The organism is Streptomyces sp. H27-C3 (assembly GCF_030063415.1).
Classification (GTDB): domain Bacteria; phylum Actinomycetota; class Actinomycetes; order Streptomycetales; family Streptomycetaceae; genus Streptomyces.
In genome coordinates this window covers 1-16,385 of sequence record NZ_JASITA010000073.1, presented here as the reverse complement: position 1 = coordinate 16,385, position 16,385 = coordinate 1, and the positions used below count along the sequence as shown (strand labels likewise).

Genomic DNA, 16,385 nt, shown 5'->3' with positions numbered 1-16,385 from the left:
GCCGGCCCCCGGGCCCGGCGCCGGGGCGCTGTGCCGACCAGGCGTCCCAGTTCGAGGGGCCTCCGTCGTACGGGGCCCAGTCCGTGGGGGAGCTGACCGATGGGGTCGCGTCCAATGCGGGCGCGTCCCGTGGGGTCGAGTCCGGTGGAGCGTCCTCACCGGTACGGGAGCCGGACATACGGGAGCCGGGCACGGGTGTGTCCGTCGAGGCGTCGGCGGAGCGGGCGTGCTCGTGATCCTGCTCGGGCTCGTGCCCAGGCCCCTGATCCGCTCCCTGCCCGGGGGACGTCACTGCTGCCCCCGAGGTCGTCGGCGGACCCTGGGGGCGTTCGGGGAGGAGCGTGTCCCAGTCCGAGGGGGGCTCGTCCTCGGGGGCGTCGCCGTGGTGGTAGCCCTCGCCGTGCGGGGAGCCGTCGTCGTACGCAGAGCCGTCGTCGTACGGGGGGCTGTCCTCGTCAACGGAACCGTCAGGGAACGGAAAGCCCGGGGCCTCGCCGGGCCGGTCGGCCGGGGGCGCGGTCTCCGGGGTCGCCGTCAGGGCGTCCAGGTGGGCCAGCACCGTCTCCGCCGCCTCGCGGCGGCGCGTCAGGGAGGCCTCGTCCAGCGGCAGGGGCCAGGCCCGGTCGGCCGCCGCCTCGCGCAGCGACGGGTTTCCCTCGTCCGGTTCGGGCTGGTCCGCCCAGGCCTCGATCTCGCCGAAACCGGCCGCGCAGTGGTCGTACAGCGCCCGCAGGAAGTCGGAAGGGCCGCGTGGTTTCTTCTGGGTCGGCCCCCACCAGTGGCCCGAACCGAGCAGAAGCGATCGCGGGCGCGTGAAAGTGACGTAACCGAGGCGCAGTTCCTCCGTCCGCTGGTGTGCGCTCATCTCGTCCTTGAAGGCCTTCAGGCCCTTGCTGTCCCACTCCCCCACGTCCGGGAGGGTCTGCGCGTCTCCGCGCAGTGCGTGCGGTAGGACCTTCGCCTGCGATGCCCAGGACTCGCGGGCCTGGTCGTTGGGGAAGTGTCCGTGGACCAGGCCCGGGGCCGCCACGACGTCCCACTCCAGACCCTTGGCCTTGTGGGCGGTGAGGACCTTGACGGTGTTCTCCCCGCCGGGCAGTGCGTTGTCCAGGCCCTTTTCGTACTGCGCGGCGGTGCGCAGGAAACCCAGGAAGGCCAGCAGGGTGGCTTCCCCGTCGAGCGCCGCGAAACCCGCCGCGGTGTCCAGGAAGTTGCTCAATGTCTCGCGGCGGCGGGCGGCCAGGGCGTGCGGTGAGGCGGAGAGCTCCACTTCGAGGCCCGTGGTGGCCAGCACCCGGTGCAGTACGTCCATGAGCGGGTCGGCCAGCGAGCGGCGCAGGTCCCTCAGCTCGGCTGCCAGCCGGGCGAAGCGGACCCTCGCCTGAGAGGAGAACGGCAGGCCGTCGTCCTTGCCGCCGGCCGACTCCAGGAAGGTGTCGAGCGCGTCGGCGAGCGAGATGACCTCGGACGGGTCGACGCCCTCGACGGCTTCGGTCAGCCTGCGGTCCGGGTCAGCGTCGTCGCCCGAGGGGCGGTGGACCAGCAGTCGCGCCCTGCGTCCCAGGAGCGCCAGGTCGCGGGGGCCGATGCGCCAGCGGGGGCCAGTGAGGAGGCGTACGAGGGAGGCGTTGGCACCGGGATCCTGGAGGACTTCACAGACCGCGACGAGGTCGGCGACCTCCGGGAGGTGCAGTAGCCCGGACAGGCCGACGACCTCGACGGGGATGTCACGGGCGACCAGCGCGCCCTGGATCTCGGCGAAGTCACCGGCCGTCCGGCACAGGACGGCGATCTCGCCGGGCTCCTTTCCGGTCCGCACGAGGTGCGCGAGCGAGTCGGCGAGCCACTCGATCTCCTCGGCGTGGGTGGGCAGCAGCGCACAGCGGACCGTGCCGTCGCGCTCGGCGCCCGGCGCGGGGCGCAGGGCCTCCACGCCCGCGTGCATGGCGCGCAGCGGGACAGCGAGGCCGTTGGCGAGGTCGAGGAGGCGGCCACCGCTGCGGCGGTTCTCGCTGAGCGAGTGGCGGGTGGCGGGGCGCCCGTCGGCGTACGGGAAGTGCTCGGGGAAGTCGTCGAGGTTGGCCACGGAGGCGCCTCGCCAGCCATAGATCGCCTGGCAGGGGTCGCCGACCGCCGTCACCGCGTGCCCCGTGCCGCCGCCGAACAGCCCGGACAGCAGGAGGCGCTGCGCGACGGACGTGTCCTGGTACTCGTCGAGGAGGACCACCCGGAACTCCTCGCGCAGGATCCGCCCCGCCTCCCGACTGGTCAGTGCGAGCTCGGCGGAGAGCGCGATCTGGTCGCCGAAGTCGAGGAGGTCGCGGCTGCGCTTGGCCGCGCGGTAGCGGGTCGTGAGGTCGAGCAGTTCGAGGCGGGCGGCTGCGGCCTCGGGGGCCTTGCGCAGGTCGGCGTTGGTGAGCTTGACGCCTTCGAGGGTGCGCAGCAGCGCGGTGTCGTACGCCGCGAGCCGCTCAGGCCTGACGAGGTGCTCGGCCAGCTCGGCGTCCAGCGACAGCAGATCGCTGACCAGGGCCGGGAAGGACTTGGTCAGGGCCGGGTAGGGGCCGGGCGCTTCACGCAGCACGCGCGCGGCGAGCTGGTAGCGGGTGGCGTCGGCGAGCAGGCGGGCGGTCGGCTCCAGGCCTATGCGCAGGCCGTGCTCGGCGAGGAGCTGGCCGGCGAACGCGTGGTACGTCGAGATGCGGGGCTCGCCGGGAGGGTTGTCGGGGTCGATGGCGTCGGGGTCGGTCACCCCGGCCCTGATCAGCGCTTTGCGGACGCGCTCGGCGAGCTCACCGGCGGCCTTGTTGGTGAAAGTCAGACCGAGGACCTGCTCGGGGGCGACCTGGCCGGTGCCGGCCAGCCACACCACGCGCGCGGCCATGACCGTGGTCTTCCCCGACCCGGCTCCGGCCACGATGACCTGCGGGGCAGGCGGTGCGGTGATGCACGCCATCTGCTCCGGGGTGAAGGGGATGCCGAGGAGCTCCTTGAGCTGTTCGGGATCGGTGATGCGAGCGGACACCTCAGAGAGGCTATCCGGACCCACTGACAACCACGGTCCACCGGGACGGCTGGGGCTGCTCGTGCGGGGCGCGCCGATTGGCACGGAGTCGGCCGTGCGGGGCGGAGCCGCCCGATTGGCGCCGGGCGCGCGGGGCTGTCGGCGTGCGGAGCGGAGCCGCCCGATTGGCGCGGGGCGGGGCGCGCGGGGCGGGGCCAGGCAGGACGGAGCCAAGCCGTGCGTCGCAACACCGTGAACGAGCCGGCCGATTCATACGAGGTCGGCCGTGCGGAGCGGGCCGTGCGGGGTCGGCCGATTGCTGCCGAGCCGGCCGATTCCTACGAGGCCGGCCGTCCCGTGGGCCAGTGGGGCCGGCCCCACGCAGGGCCGCCCCGCCTACTCCACTATGTGGCGGCCCTCCGGCTGCGCGCTGCACGCGGCGCGGAAGGCGCAGTGCGTGCAGTGCTGGCCGGTGGCCGGGGTGAAGCGCTCGTCGAGGACCCGGCCCGCCGCGGTCGCGAGCAGGTCGCCGACCCACTCCCCTGCGAGCGGCTCCTGCCCCTGGATCTTGGGGAGGGTCTCCCCGCCGTCCTTCTTGGCGGCCGGCTGCCGCAGCTGCACCAGTTCGGCGCCGCCGGGTTCGGGGCGCCGTCCGCCGAAGGCCTCGTCCACCGCGCCCTCGCGGACGGCCAGCTGGTAGACCGCGAGCTGGGGGTGGTGGGCGACCTCGTCCTTGGTGGGGGCCGCTTTGCCCGTCTTGAAGTCGACAACGTACGCGCGTCCCTCCGCGTCCTCCTCGACACGGTCCATGGAGCCCCTGATGCGCACCTCGTACGAGCCGCCCGCCTCCAGGGTCACGTCGAAGCCGTGCTCGGTGGCGACAGGGGTGCGGCCGGCGCGGTCCATGACGTGCCAGCTCAGGAAGCGTTCGAGCGCCACGCGCGCGTGCTCCTTCTCCTGCTGGGACTTCCAGGGGGCGTCGAAGGCGAGCGCGTCCCAGACCGAGTCGAGGCGCTCCATGAGGACAGCGAGGTCGGCGGGGCTGCGGCCCGACGCCACCTCGTCGGCCAGCACGTGCACGACGTTGCCGAAGCCCTGGGCGGCCGTCGCGGGAGCGTCTGCCTTGACCTCGCGGCCCAGGAACCACTGGAGGGAGCAGGTGTTGGCGAGCTGGTCGAGCGCGCTGCCGGACAGAGCGACCGGCTGGTCGCGGTCGCGCAGCGGGACGGCGCTGCGGGTGGGCTCGTCCAGCCCCCACCAGCGGGAGGGATGCGCGGAGGGGACGAGCAGTTGACCGTCGTCGTCGCTGAGCGCGGCGAGGCGGGCGAGGCGGCGGGCCGCCGCGTCGCGCAGAGCGGGGGTCGTGTTCGGGTCGACGGTGGTCGCGCGCAGCTCGGCGACGAGTGCGGCGACGGCGAGGGGACGGCGAGGGCGGCCTGTGACGTCCTTCGGCTCGACGCCGAGTTCGGCGATGAAGCGGGAGGGCTGGTCGCCGTCGTCCGCGGGGGCCTTCACGGCGGTGACGACCAGGCGCTCGCGGGCGCGGGTGGCCGCGACGTAGAAGAGGCGGCGCTCCTCGGCGAGCAGGGCGCCGGGGGTGAGCGGTTCGGCGAGGCCGTCGCGCCCGATGCGGTCCGCCTCAAGGAGCGAACCGCGGCGGCGCAGGTCGGGCCAGAGGCCCTCCTGCACGCCCGCGACCACCACGAGCCGCCACTCCAGGCCCTTGGAGCGGTGTGCGGTCATCAGGCGTACGGCGTCGGGCCGTACGGACCGCTTGCTGAGGGTGTCGGCGGCGATGTCCTGGGCGTCGACCTCTTCGAGGAAGTTCAGGGCGCCGCGGCCGCCCGAGCGTTCCTCGGCGCGGGCCGCGGTGTCGAACAGCGCGCATACGGCGTCGAGGTCACGGTCGGCGTTGCGGCCGGCCGCGCCACCGCGCAGGACCGCGCGTTCCAGGCGCCCCGGCCAAGAAGTGCCGGACCACAGCTCCCAGAGGGCCTCTTCGGCTGTGCCGCCGCCTTCGAGGAGTTCGCGGGCCTTGCGCAGGAGCGCGCCGAGCCGCTGCGCGCCACGGGCGTACGCGGGGTCGTGCGCGACGAGGCGCTCGGGCTCGGCGAGTGCGCGGGTGAGGAGCTCGTCGGAGGGCGCGGGGACACGATGGCCCGCGGCCCGCTCCTCGTCGCGCAGGGCGCGGCCGAGGCGTCGGAGGTCGGCGGCGTCCATGCCGCCGAGGGGAGAGCCGAGCAGTTCGACGGCGATCTCGGTACTGAGCCAGGGGCCTGGGGGCGTGACACTCCCCCGGCCTGCGCCGTCCGGAGGCTGGGGAGCGGGTTCCCCGAGCCCCTCAGCCTGCGCCCCCGCGTCCGCATACGCGTCGGTTGCCGGAGACGCTGAGGCAGCAGGCTCCGCGCCGGCAGACGGATCAGCTTCGGTAGCCGTGTCCGCCGAAGCAACCGGCTCCGCGCCGGTCGCCGCGCCCTCGCCCTCGCCCTCGCCCTCGCCCTCGCCCTCGCCCTCGCCCAAGGTCACACCCGCCTCCGCCCCCGGCGCCTGTACCCCTCCGGCCGCCGCTGCCACCGCTGCCGTCGCCACTGCGCGCAGGGCCGTCAGGAGCGGGGTCACGGCCGGTTCGTGGCGCAGGGGGAGGTCGTCGCCGTCGATCTCCAGGGGGACACCCGCGGAGGTGAGCGCACGGCGCACGGCGGGGATCGTGCGCCCCCCGGCGCGGACCAGCACCGCCATCTCGCTCCACGGCATGCCCTCCTCCAGGTGGGCGCGGCGCAGGATGTCCGCGATGTTGTCGAGCTCGGTGCCGGCTGTCGGGTACGTGAAGACCTCCGTGCGGCCCCCTTCCCGTACCGGAGCCAGGTCGCGGTGGGCCCGTACCTTCTCGGCCGGCAGACGGGTCATCGGCATCCGCCGGGTAAGCAGACGGGTGGCCGTGAGCAGGTCGGCGCCCGAACGGCGCGAGGTGGTGAGGACCTCCACCGGGGCGGGGGTGCCGTCGGCCCGGCCGAAGGTGTGCGGGAATTCGAGGATGCCGCCGACATCGGCGCCGCGGAACGTGTAGATCGACTGGTCCGGGTCGCCGAACGCGACCAGCGTGCGGCCGGAACCGGCCAGGGCGCGCAGGAGACGGACCTGGGCGGGGTCCGTGTCCTGGTACTCGTCCACGAAGACCGCGTCGTACTGGGCACTGAGCCGACCGGTCAGCTCGGCCTGCTCGGCGAGCAGCACCGCACGGTGGACCAGTTCGGCGTAGTCGAGGACCCCCTGCATGTCGAGTACGTCGAGGTATTCGGCGAGGAACGCCGCCGCGGCCCGCCAGTCCGGCCGCCCGGTACGGGCCGCGAACTCGTCCAGCGCCCTTGGGCCGAGGCCCAGTTCCCTGCTGCGCGCCAGCACCGCGCGGACCTCGTCGGCGAAGCCGCGCGTGGTCAGACAGGCGCGTAGTTCGTCCGGCCAGCGAACATGGGTCAGCCCGGAGCGCTCCAGGTCCAACTGGCCGGTGAGCAGTTCTCGTACGGCCACGTCCTGTTCGGGGCCGGAGAGCAGCCGCAGCGGCTCACTGAAGAGATCACTGTCCTGGTGGGCGCGGACCAGGGCGTAACAGAAGGAGTGGAAGGTGGTCGCCTGCGGCGCCCTGGTGCCGCCGAGCCGCAGCGCCATCCGGTCGCGCAGTTCCACCGCCGCCTTGCGGCTGAAGGTGAGCACCAGGATGCGCTCGGGGTCGGCCCCCTTGGCGACGCGCGCCGCGACCGCCTCGACCAAAGTGGTGGTCTTGCCCGTACCCGGTCCGGCGAGGACCAGCAGTGGCCCGCCCGCATGGTCAACCACAGCACGCTGCGGTGCGTCCAGAAGAGGAGGATCCACCGGGCCCGGTGGGGTACGCACCAGCCGGTACGCGCCCTGGGTCCGCTGCCGCACCTGCTGGTGCGGCGGATTCCGGGCGGAACCTGCGGAACCTGTGGAAATGGAGGAGCTCACGTGGATCGCCGGTCCTGGTGGGGGTGCTGGTGGACTTGTCCACCGCGCGTGGGGAGCGGTGGATGCGGGAAATGCGGGGGGCGCGGGACGGACGTTCCGCGCGTGCCGCGTGCCGACGACGCTACGCCAGTGGGCGACGGGAGCGCAGGCAGTCCGTCACCCGGAAGGCGGCCCGTCCCGCGGTCCACTGAGCCACCTACCGCGCCACGTACCCCGTACGGTCCTCGGACCGCCCACGACGGCGCGGCATGCCGGAAGCTGTCAGGTGTGAGCCGTGTGAGCTTCCGCATCCCTGTCCGTACCGCCGCCGTCCCACCGCGCCCGCTTCAGGTCGAGGCGCGGCAGATGGCCTTCGGTACGGCTGGACGCGGTGCGCAGCGGGGTGCCCTCCGCCCGGTAGTGCTCCATCGCCCGCAGCTCGTGGCCCGGCAGCAGAAGGCCGTCCGCGCGCACCACGCGCCACCAGGGCGCGGCGCCGCCGTAGAGCGCCATCACCCGGCCCACCTGGCGCGGGCCGCCCTCCTCCAGCCACTCGGCGACGTCCCCGTACGTCATGACTCGGCCGGGCGGGATCGTTTCCGCGACCTCCAGCACCTTCTCCGCGTACTCGGGATACTCGGGGTAATCCGCGGACGCGGGTCCTTTCGGCAGCTGCGGCTCATCGCTCATCCGACCCATCCTGCACCACGACACCGACAATGGTGTGGGCCCTACCGCCCACCTGGGCTTCCACCCAGGGGGGCGTGCTCAAATCACCACACGCCCCCACAATGCACCCTGATGCCCCCCTCTCCCATCCGGTCATGCCACCATCATCCGGGCGGTGACTGGTGATACGAGATCAAGAAGAGACGACGAAGGAGCAGAGCTTGCGGCCTCCACCGGCAGCGAGCACTCCTGGCGCCGAGCCACACCCTGACGTGCCCGGCAAGGCACCCGAAGGAGCCCTGGGCGAGGCCGCCGACAAGGCTTCCGGCACTTCGGACGAGGTGGCCGGGCAGGCCGCCGCCGAGGCCCCTGAGCTCTGCGAAGGGGGCGAGCACATCGACCGGGTGTCCGGCGACGAGCCACTCCTCTCCGCCCGCGTGCACCGCCCCGCAGACCTGCTGCGGCTCCTCATCGGCGTCTTCGGCATCGCCTGTGTGCTCGCCATGGCGGCCTTCGCCCACGGCACGACAGCCGGGCTCGAAGAGGACATCAGCAAGGGCACCGGACAGACCCCCGACGTCTTCATCAAACTGGCCGGACTGATCTCCAGCATCGCCGTGCTGATCCTGCCGGTCGCCTTCGCGATCGAGCGGCTGGTCAAGCGCGACGGGCTGCGCATCGCGGACGGTGTGCTCGCGGCCGTCCTCGCCCACGGGGTCTCCCTCGCGACCGACCTGTGGGTCTCCGACGCGGCGCCCGAGACCATCAGGAACGCCCTCACCCAGCCCACCGGGGGCGGTGATCTCACCGATCCGGTGCACGGTTATCTCGCACCCGTCATCGCCTATATGACGGCAGTGGGAATGGCCCGCAGGCCGCGCTGGCGGGTGGCTCTGTGGGCGGTGCTGCTCCTCAATTCCTTCACGGTGCTGGTCGGCAGGCAGACCACCCCGTTCTCCATCCTGCTCACCGTGCTGATCGGCTGGACCGTCGCGTACGGCACGCTCTACGCCGTCGGCTCACCGAACGTGCGGCCCACCGGCCAGACCCTCCTCGCGGGGCTGCGGCACGTGGGCTTCCGTCCCGTGACCGCGATGCGCGCCGAGGACGTCCCCGACTCCGCGGACCAGCGCGACCGGGGCCGCCGCTATTTCGTCACCCTGGAGGACGGCCCGCCGCTGGACATCACGGTCGTCGACCGCGAGCAGCAGGCGCAGGGCTTCTTCTACCGGGTGTGGCGCCGGATGACGCTGCGCGGCATCACTCAGCGCCGCTCCATCCAGTCGCTGCGCCAGGCCCTCGAACAGGAGGCGCTGCTGGCGTACGCGGCCATCGCCGCCGGCGCCAACGCACCCAAGCTGATCGCCACATCCGAGCTCGGCCCCGACGCCGTCATGCTGGTGTACGAGCACCTGGGCGGCCACTCCCTGGACTCGCTCTCCGACGAAGAGATCACCGACGAGCTGCTGCAGGGCGCCTGGCGTCAGGTGCGGGCACTCCAGTCGCGGCGCATCGCGCACCGCAGACTCGTCGGCGACGCGATTTTGGTGGATCGTTCCGGCACCGTGATCCTCACGGACCTGCGGGGCGGCGAGATCGCCGCGGGCGACGTCGTCCTGCGGATGGACATCGCGCAGCTGCTCACCACGCTCGCGCTGCGTACGGGCGCCGAGCGCGCCGTGGCCGCCGCCGTCGCCGTGCTCGGACCGGACGCCGTCGCCGGCAGCCTGCCGCTGCTCCAGCCGATCGCGCTCAGCCGGTCCACCCGCGCGACGCTGCGCAAGCTGGCCAGGGAGCGCTCGCAACGCGAGCGCGAGGCGGTGCTGGAGGCCTCGCAGGCTGCGAGGGAGGCCAAGGCGAGCGAGGCCGCGGCCGCGGAGGCCACCCCCGGCGGACGCAAGGCCGTACGCGCCGGGAAGAAGGCCGAGAAGGAGGCCATCGACGAGGCGCTGGAGGAGGCACGTGAGGAGGACCTGCTGTCGCAGATCCGCCACCAGGTGCTGCTCATCCGCCCGCAGGCGCCGGTCGAGCCGGCCCGCCTGGAGCGCATCAAGCCGCGCACGCTGCTCAGCTTCGTCGCGGGCGCGTTCGCGGCGTACTTCCTGATCTCGGCGCTGACGGACAACGGCATCAGCCAGCTCGGCCAGGCGCAGTGGGGCTGGGTCGCGGCGGCGGTGGCGCTCTCCGCGCTGAGCTATCCGGCGGCGTCGATGAGTCTGCTGGGCTTCGTCCCCGAAAAGGTGCCGTGGCGGCGCACGATCATGGCGCAGGTCGCCGGTTCGTTCGTGAAGCTGGTCGCCCCCGCGGCCGTCGGCGGGGTCGCGCTCAACACCCGCTTCCTCCAGCGGGCGGGGGTGCGGCCCGGACTCGCGGTGGCGAGTGTCGGCGCGTCCCAGCTGTTCGGTCTCGCGAGCCACATCGTGCTGCTGATGACGTTCGGCTATCTGACCGGGACCGAACGGACGCCCACCATGTCGCCGTCCAGGACGGTGATCGCCGGGCTGCTGACGGCGGCCGTGCTCGTGCTCGTGGTGACGGCCGTTCCCACACTCCGCAAGTTCGTCGCCACCCGGGTGCGGTCGCTGTTCGCCGGTGTCGTGCCGCGCATGCTCGACGTACTGCAGAGACCGCAGAAACTGATCACCGGCATCGGCGGGATGCTCCTCCTGACCCTGACCTTCGTGATGTGTCTGGACGCCTCGATCCGTGCCTTCGGCGGCGGCGACCGGCTGAGTTACGCGGCGATCGCGGTGGTCTTCCTGACCGCCAACGCCATCGGCTCGGCGGCGCCGACCCCCGGCGGTGTCGGCGCGGTGGAGCTCGCTCTGACCACGGCCCTGACGTTCGCGGGCCTGCCGTACGAGATCGCGGCGCCCGCGGTGCTGCTGTACCGGCTGCTGACGTTCTGGCTGCCGGTGCTGCCTGGATGGTTCGCCTTCAACTACCTCACGCGCAAGGGCGCGCTCTGAGCGTCCGCGCTCCCCAGGGCGTGCGCCCTGGGGTCACGAATGGCGCCCCCGGGGCGGCACGCTCCGGCGCCCCGGCGCACGATGGAGTCATGCCGACCTCCTCCGCCCGGCGCGGCGCACTCCTGCGCGCTTCGGCCGTCGCCGCCGCCACCGCCGTCCTCGTGTCCCTCGCCGGCTGTTCCGACAGCGGCGACGGGAACAAGGACAGGTCCAAGGACAGCGAGCAGGGCAAGCCCAAGGATCTCGCTTCCCAGAAGCTGGACTGGAAGGACTGCCCGGCCCCGTCCGCCGCGGAAGGCGGCGGCGAAGCGCCCTCGCCGCTGCCCGGCGGCGCCGAGTGGCAGTGCGCCTTCATGGACGCCCCGCGCGACTACGCGAAGCCGGACGGCGACACGATCGAGCTGGCGCTGGTGCGCGCGAAGGCCCGCCAAACGGACAAGCGCATCGGCTCGCTCGTCTTCAACTTCGGCGGCCCCGGCGGCTCCGGAGTGACCGGCCTGCCCTCGCTCGCCGCGGACTACGAGCGGCTGCGCTCCCGCTACGACCTGGTCAGCTTCGACCCGCGCGGCGTCGGCCGCAGCGTTGGCGTCGAGTGCGAGGACGACAAGCAGTTGGACGCGTACTACGCCGAGGACAGCACCCCGGACGACGCCGCCGAGGAGAAGACCTTCACCGACGGCCTCGCGGCGTACTCGGCGGCCTGCGAGAAGAACTCGGGCCAAGACCTTCCGTACGTCGGCACCACCAACGCGGCGCGCGACATGGACCTGATGCGCCAGGTGCTCGGCGACAAGAAGCTGAACTACTTCGGAATCTCGTACGGCACGGAACTGGGCGGCGTCTACGCCCACTTGTTCCCCAAGAACGTCGGCCGTGCCGTCTTCGACGCCGTCGTCGATCCCACCCAGCCCTCCGAACAGGGCTCATTCGGCCAGGCCAAGGGCTTCCAGCTCGCGCTCGACAATTTCGCCAAGGACTGCGTGGACCGCGGCGACGAGTGCACCCTGCCCGGCAGCGATGTGAAGGAGATCGAGGCCTTCATCGTCGATCTCCTCAAGAGGCTCGACAAGAAGCCGATCCCCGGCATCGGCAGCCGTGAGCTGACCCAGACCCAGGCCACCAACGGCATCGCGCAGACCCTGTACTCGCGGGAGTACTGGGAGTATCTGGAGAAGGGCCTCGACGAGGCGGACGGCGGCAGCGGCCAGGTCCTCCTGTCCCTGTCCGACTCCATGAACGGCCGCGGCCCCGACGGCTCATACAGCAACATCGGCGCCGCCAACGCCGCTATCAACTGCGTGGACTACAAGGACCGTCACACCATCGAGCAGACCAAGGCGAAGCTCCCCGAGTTCCGGAAGGTCTCGCCCGTGTTCGGTGACTTCCTGGGCTGGGGCCTGATGGGCTGTTCCAAGTGGCCGGTGGCCGGCCAGTGGACGACTCCGGACGTGAGCGCCCCCGGCTCGGCCCCAATCGTCGTCATCGGCAACACCGGCGACCCGGCGACCCCCTACGAAGGGGCCCGGAAGATGGCCGACGAACTGGGCAAGGGCGTGGGCGTGGAGCTGACGTACAAGGGCGAGGGCCACGGCTCGTACAACAGCGGCGACAAGTGTGTGCAGGGAGCCGTGAACGCGTACCTGCTGGACGGAAAGGTCCCGGACGACGGGAAGGTCTGCGCGTAGACGTGGCGGACTCCTTGTCATAGGCCCCGCCTAGGATGGCGAACCTGCATTCGATTGCTGAGCACTTGCGCTCTCGGGGGGGCCACGATGGCGTTGCGTGTACGGGCGGTATCCCTGCTGGCGGCCGCCGTGGCTGTCGGCTGCGACAGCGGCGCCGCGGGCACCGCGCGCGTCGTGCGCCTGCTGGAGCGGCTCGACCGCGAGCCGTTGACGACCGGGACCGGGCGCCCGCTCACCCGGAGCCTCGCGGTCACCGGCATCCTCTCCCCGCTCTACGGCAAGGACAGCTGGCCGCTTCTGACCGAGGGGCTGCGCGAGGCCGATGGCGGCGACGGCACGACGCTGCTGCGGCTCGCCGATTCCTACAACAACCGCGACCAGGACGGCGGTTACGGCACAGCGCAGCATGCCCAGCGCGCCATATCCTGCGCCGACGCCAAGGGGCGGGTGAGCGCCGACGAGGTCAGGGCGACCCATCTGGCCGACTTCCGCAAGGTCTCCCCCGCCTTCGTCCCGTACCTGGCCTGGGACCTGGCGGGCTGGTGCGCGTCCTGGCCGGTCACCGGCGAGCACGAGACCCCCGGGGTCGGCGCGAAGGGTGCGCCGCCGGTCCTGGGCATCGGCGGGAAGGGAGACCCCGCCACGCCCTACGAGGGGTCCCTGCGGATGGTCGAGGAGCTGGGCGAGGGCGTGGGCGTACAGATCACGTACGAGGGTGAGGGGCACGGCGCGTATCTGACGGGCGACGCGTGCATAGGCCGGGCCGTGGACCGGTACTTCCTGGACGGCGAGGTTCCGGGGGCGGGAACGACCTGTCCTTGAGGCCCGCGGGTGCGAGGTGCCCGCTGCGCGGGGCTTCTCCCCTGCCCGCCCCCTTCCCACAACTGGGGCTCCGCCCCAGACGGGTCCTCAAACGCCGGACGGGCTGGAAGGTGCCGGACGGCTGAAAGCAACGGACCGGCTGCACGCCGAAAAGGGGGCTGCCCGCACGGCTTCGCGCGGGGCAGCCCCCTCAGGAGCAGCAAGCAGGCCTAGTAGATCGGCTTCTCCGGCTCGATCTGGTGGACCCAGCCGATCACGCCACCACCCACGTGCACCGCGTCCGCGAAGCCCGCGGACTTGAGTACCGCGAGGACCTCCGCGCTGCGGACGCCCGTCTTGCAGTGCAGGACGATCTTCCTGTCCTGCGGCAGCGACGCCAGGGCGGTGCCCATCAGGAACTCGCCCTTCGGGATCAGCTTGGCGCCGGGGATAGAGACGATCTCGTACTCGTTCGGCTCGCGGACGTCGATGATCTCGATCTTCTCGTCGGCGTCGATCCACTCCTTGAGCTGCTTGGGAGTGATCGTCGAACCGGCAGCCGCTTCCTGGGCCTCCTCGGACACGACGCCGCAGAAGGCCTCGTAGTCGATGAGCTCGGTGACGGTCGGGTTCTCGCCGCAGACCGCGCAGTCGGGGTCCTTGCGCACCTTGACCTGGCGGTACTGCATTTCCAGGGCGTCATAGATCATCAGGCGGCCGACCAGGGCATCACCGATGCCGGTCAGGACCTTGATGGCCTCGGTGACCTGGATCGAGCCGATGGACGCGCAGAGCACGCCGAGGACGCCGCCCTCGGAGCAGGACGGGACCATGCCGGGGGGCGGGGGCTCGGGGTACAGGCAGCGGTAGCAGGGGCCGTGCTCGGACCAGAAGACGGACGCCTGGCCGTCGAAGCGGTAGATCGAGCCCCAGACGTACGGCTTGTTCAGCAGGACACACGCGTCGTTGACCAGGTATCGGGTCGCGAAGTTGTCCGTGCCGTCGACGATCAGGTCGTACTGGGAGAAGATCTCCATCACGTTCTCGGCTTCGAGCCGCTCTTCGTGAAGGACAACATTCACGTAGGGGTTGATGCCGAGGACCGAGTCCTTCGCAGACTGGGCCTTCGAGCGGCCGATGTCGGCCTGGCTGTGAATGATCTGGCGCTGCAGGTTCGACTCGTCGACCTCGTCGAACTCCACGATGCCGAGCGTGCCGACACCGGCCGCGGCCAGGTACATCAGCGCCGGCGAACCAAGGCCGCCCGCACCAACGGCGAGCACCTTGGCGTTCTTGAGCCGCTTCTGCCCGTCCATCCCGACATCCGGGATGATCAGGTGGCGGGAGTACCTGCGAACCTCGTCGACGGTGAGCTCCGCAGCGGGCTCGACCAGGGGTGGCAGCGACACGGGGACTCCGTAGGTCGGTCAATCAGTACGGTTGTTCTCCGCGTAACACTGCCACGCCCCTTCTCATTCCGAGACACCCGGTCCGATCCGCGAGACGATTTCGTCCCAGTACCCGGGCAGTGTCTCGAATGGGTCGTTTTGCCCACCCCGGTCGCTGCGGTCGGTCAGATAGACCGTCGCCGCGCCCTGCCAGCGGGCGATCCGCACCGCTTCCTCCAGGTGCGTGCGCGGGACGCCGTGCACCAGGTGACAGAAGCGTTCCGGCGGATAGTCCGCCGTCCACTCCGCGACCTGCGACCAGCGGTAGTCGGTCCAGGGGCCGGAGAAGGTCACCAGCTGGTCGGCGGTTTCGGCGTAGCCGGGGTAGGGGTGGGTGCCGTGCCCGAGCACCAGGTGCGCCTTGTCCTCGGTGAGCGCGGACAGTGTCGATGTCGTACGCCGCACTTCGGACAGGGACGTCCGCCCGGTGGGGCAGCGGTCCAGATAGAAGCCATCGACCCGGTACCAGTCGAGGAAGCGCTGTGCGTCGGTGACGATCTCCCCGAAGGGCCGCGCCCCGTACGTCATGTCGATCCGCCCCAGCACGCGGACGCCCGCGTTGCTGAGGCGGCCCGCCGCTTCCAGGCAGTGCGGGTCGGGCCGGGCGCCGGGCCCGTTCGCGACGTTGAGCACCGCCCAGTGCAGTGGGGTTCCCGGGCGGGTCAGTTCGGCCCATTCGACGGGGGCGACCAGCGGATGGGCGTAGCCGGGGACGCCGACGCCCATCCGGTCGGCGGCGGTCGCCGCGAACCGGGTGCCTGCCGTGGTCAGATGCGACATGCCGCCTCCATCCAGATGTCGGCGAGGGACTCCTCCAGATTGATGCGGGGGCGCCAGCCGAGCCGGTCGCGCGCCGTGCGCACATCGGCCTGCTGCCAGCTGCCGCAGCCGTCGGGGTACGGGAACGGGCCGCCCCCCAGGTGCTCGGGAGGCGTCTCGCCGCGGGGGGCGCCCACCGTGGCGAGCATGCTCCCCGCGCCGCCGTTGCGCGCCGTCGCCGCCGCGCTTCCGGCGGAGTAGGCGGCGGGGGCGTCGAGTTCGTGAAGGGTGCCGGCGTAGCCCGCGACTCTGGCCAGGACGGCGGCGGCGTCGCGCAGCCGCACCGCGCGGCCGGTGCCGATGTTGACGACGCCCTGGGCGGCGGAGAGCGAGGCGGCGTGCACGGCGCGCGCCACATCGCGTACGTCGACGAAGTCGCGCTGCACTCCGAGGCCGCTGAGCTTGAGCTCGCCGTCCCCGGCCTGCATGGCGCGGCGCATTGCCTCGGCGAGCCGGCCGAGCGGTGAGCCCGCCGGGGTGCCGGGGCCGACCGGAGAGAAGACGCGCAGCACAACGGCGTCCAGATCGGAGCCGAGCACCAGCTCGGTGGCGGCGAGCTTGCTCACGCCGTACGGGCCGCCGGGGCGCGGCACCGCGTCCTCGGCCGTGGACGAACCGGGCTGCGAGGGCCCGTACTCGGCGGCGCAGCCGAGCTGCACCAGCCGTGCCCCGCAGCCGCTGCGGCGCAGGGCCTCGCAGACGGTGGCGACGGCGATGGTGTTGTGGCGGGTCAGGTCGCGGGCACCGCCACGGGTGGCGCCCGCGCAGTTGATGACGACTCCCGGGTGTACGGCGTCCAGGAAGCGGGTCAGTGCTCCCGGGCTGCCGGTGGCGAGGTCGAACCGTACGTCGGCGTCGTCGCCCCGGCCGAGAGCCGTGAGCTGCACCGCCGGGTCCGCGAGGAGCCGGTCGGCGACGAAGCGGCCGAGGTATCCGTTGGCACCGAGCAGTAGCACCCTCATCGCGCGCCCCCTCGGTGCCGACTGCCTGCAGCTGGGGGTTGGGGGGTCATGGTCACGTTCTCCTT

The 16,385-nt window shown here is 72.2% G+C and carries 7 protein-coding genes and 3 pseudogenes; 3 read left to right on the top strand and 7 right to left on the bottom strand.

Features of this window, described 5'->3' with window-relative positions; translation table 11 throughout:
* From QMK30_RS36860 to QMK30_RS36850, 3 genes are all read right to left on the bottom strand, one after another.
* On the bottom strand, nucleotides 1-3,025 hold a 3,025-nt coding region (locus QMK30_RS36860; RefSeq protein WP_283522716.1), incomplete at its 3' end, for a UvrD-helicase domain-containing protein.
* Nucleotides 3,026-3,400: 375 nt separating this feature from the next.
* Entirely contained in the window at nucleotides 3,401-6,895 is a 3,495-nt protein-coding gene (locus QMK30_RS36855; RefSeq protein WP_502963301.1) for an ATP-dependent helicase, read from the bottom strand.
* Nucleotides 6,896-7,249: 354 nt separating this feature from the next.
* Nucleotides 7,250-7,657, bottom strand: a complete 408-nt coding sequence (locus QMK30_RS36850; protein WP_283522714.1) for an MGMT family protein — start codon at nucleotides 7,655-7,657, stop codon at nucleotides 7,250-7,252.
* Between the two features lie 161 nt (nucleotides 7,658-7,818).
* Here QMK30_RS36850 and QMK30_RS36845 point away from each other — a divergent pair, with 161 nt between their 5' ends.
* From QMK30_RS36845 to QMK30_RS36835, 3 genes and pseudogenes are all read left to right on the top strand, one after another.
* Entirely contained in the window at nucleotides 7,819-10,605 is a 2,787-nt protein-coding gene (locus tag QMK30_RS36845) for a lysylphosphatidylglycerol synthase transmembrane domain-containing protein (RefSeq protein ID WP_502963300.1), read from the top strand.
* Between the two features lie 89 nt (nucleotides 10,606-10,694).
* The gene (locus tag QMK30_RS36840; protein ID WP_283522712.1) at nucleotides 10,695-12,290 is read left to right on the top strand and encodes an alpha/beta hydrolase; all 1,596 of its coding nucleotides are present in this window, start codon (nucleotides 10,695-10,697) and stop codon (nucleotides 12,288-12,290) included.
* A 156-nt stretch (nucleotides 12,291-12,446) separates the two neighbouring features.
* Nucleotides 12,447-13,112, top strand: a pseudogene (locus tag QMK30_RS36835) (alpha/beta hydrolase); the annotation flags it as partial.
* A gap of 209 nt (nucleotides 13,113-13,321) precedes the next feature.
* On the opposite strand, the gene moeZ reads toward QMK30_RS36835, so the two are convergent.
* From moeZ to QMK30_RS36820, 4 genes and pseudogenes are all read right to left on the bottom strand, one after another.
* Nucleotides 13,322-14,500, bottom strand: a complete 1,179-nt coding sequence (gene moeZ / locus QMK30_RS36830) for an adenylyltransferase/sulfurtransferase MoeZ (RefSeq protein ID WP_283522711.1) — start codon at nucleotides 14,498-14,500, stop codon at nucleotides 13,322-13,324.
* Between the two features lie 63 nt (nucleotides 14,501-14,563).
* The gene (locus tag QMK30_RS36825; protein WP_283522710.1) at nucleotides 14,564-15,319 is read right to left on the bottom strand and encodes a spherulation-specific family 4 protein; all 756 of its coding nucleotides are present in this window, start codon (nucleotides 15,317-15,319) and stop codon (nucleotides 14,564-14,566) included.
* Nucleotides 15,307-15,495 (bottom strand): annotated as a pseudogene (locus QMK30_RS39020) (reductase); the annotation flags it as partial. The pseudogene QMK30_RS39020 and the gene QMK30_RS36825, both read right to left, overlap by 13 nt.
* A 69-nt stretch (nucleotides 15,496-15,564) precedes the next feature.
* Nucleotides 15,565-16,320, bottom strand: a pseudogene (locus tag QMK30_RS36820) (SDR family oxidoreductase); the annotation flags it as partial.
* Nucleotides 16,321-16,385 lie beyond the last annotated feature (65 nt).